The sequence below is a fragment of the Enterobacter sp. KBR-315C3_2022 genome, assembly GCF_041399425.1.
Lineage (GTDB): Bacteria > Pseudomonadota > Gammaproteobacteria > Enterobacterales > Enterobacteriaceae > Enterobacter.
Genome location: NZ_JBGKEB010000059.1, coordinates 1 through 1,896, shown reverse-complemented (window position 1 = coordinate 1,896; position 1,896 = coordinate 1). Strand labels below are relative to the sequence as shown.

2 pseudogenes are annotated in these 1,896 nt (G+C 50.4%); both read left to right on the top strand.

The window, feature by feature from the left end:
- Nucleotides 1–164: pseudogene (locus AB8804_RS23210) on the top strand (RNA-guided endonuclease TnpB family protein); the annotation flags it as partial.
- 120 nt (nt 165–284) lie between these two features.
- Nucleotides 285–1,506, top strand: a pseudogene (locus tag AB8804_RS23205) (RNA-guided endonuclease InsQ/TnpB family protein).
- Nucleotides 1,507–1,896: the final 390 nt, after the last annotated feature.

The window sequence follows — 1,896 nt, the reverse complement described above, 5'->3', positions numbered from 1 at the left end:
AGTCGATTCGAGTGCCTTGAATGCGGATATACCGGGAACGCCGATATAAACGGCGCTCGTAACATTTTAGCGGCAGGACATGCCGTACTTGCCTGTGGAGGGATGGCGCATCAGGCCACCCGTTGAAGCAGGAACCCACCGGGGTGATTCAGGCTTCGGTCTGAACGCTGCAGGAATCCCCGTCCTTCAGGGCGGGGAGGACGTCAATAATGTCAAAGGCTTACATTAAATCTCTCCTTCAAGTGTAATTTCACTACCAGATAGTGATATACACTGAATTAAAAATGCAAATTATGAAAGCCTACAAATCCCGGCTGGAGCCGACCGAACAACAAGCGCAACGCCTGCGCCAGTTGGGCGGCTGTGCTCGTTATGTCTGGAATCATGGGCTGGCAGAAACCAAACGCATACTGGATTCTGGCGGGAAGATTCCCTCTGCTTTTGAGCTGAACCGGATGCTTACCTGTTGGAAGAAAGACCAAGAAATGGCCTTTCTTGCCGGGGGGGATACCGACAATCTCCGGCAGAAACTCAAGGATTTGCACGGCGCGTGGATGCGCTGCTTTGATAAGAAGCTGGCCGCCAAGGCCCCCGTATTCAAAAAAAGCGATAACCGCGACTCTGTCCGGTTCGTCAACTTCGATAAGTATTGCCGCCTTGAAAAAGGCCGCGTGAAGCTGCCAGCCAGGCTGGCGTGGGTCAAGTTCCGTCAGTCCCAGTCAGTCGAAGGGAAGATAAAAAACGCGACCGTCAGCCAGTCAGCAGGACACTGGTATATCTCATTTAAGGTCGTGCAGGAGCCCCCCGGGCCAGTTCACCCGTCTGGCTCAATGGTCGGGCTGGATGCGGGTATCGCCAGGCTAGCAGCCCTATCAGATGGCACCGTGTTTGAGCTCGTCAACAGCTTCAAAACCAATCAGCTCAAGCTGGCAAGGCTACAGCGCCAGTTGAGCAAAAAGGTAAAGTTCAGCAGCAACTGGAAGAAACAAAAAGGCAAGATCCAGCGCCTGCATTCGCATATAGCCAACGCCCGCCGCGATTAACTTCACAAGGTCACAACGACTGTCAGCAAAACCACGCGATGATCGTCATTGAAGATTTGAAGGTTTCCAACATGTCAAAATCAGCAGCGGGCACGACAGGTCAGCTGGGCGCAACGTCCGGGCAAAATCAGGCTTGAACCGGTCGATATTAGATCAGGGCTGGTTTGAGCTTCGCCGCCAGCTCGAATACAAGCAGGCATGGCGGGGCGGTCAGGTGTTGGCGATAAACCCGGCCTACACCAGCCAGCAATGCGCCTGCTGTGGGCATACAGAGAGGGGTAATCGCCAGACGCAGAACCAGTTTAAATGCGTTACGTGCGGTTATGAGGCGAACGCCGATGTGAACGGCGCTCGCAATATTTTAGCGGCGGGACACGCTGTTTTAGCCTGTGGAAGAGCGGTGCAGTCACGCCGCCCGGTGAAGCAGGAACCCGGTACTGCGCGAGCGGCTATCACCCAGTAATGGGAATCCCCCTCCTATGCTCAAACTTTCAGGGCAGGATCGTCTACCGGATTGGGGTCAGTCCATCAACGGCTCGGAAGTATCTAGATTATCCGTGACGATTCAGTATCCATAATCGTGTTTTATGGCTTGAATAGTATCCTGAATAAGGATGCTATGGCCTAATACAATTAGGCTACATTACACATCGCTTACATGATAAAGGCCTGAAATAAATGTTATAGCACTTATAAACACATAAGTTAAGCTTACTTAAGTAAGCCTGAATCTGTGCGAGCCTGCCGTGTTTTTTTATAATTTAATTTTAGTATGCTTAACAGTACAAAAGTATTAAACATTGTTTAATATGTTTTAATTTAAATAAAATTAATAATAATTTGGCGAAATATG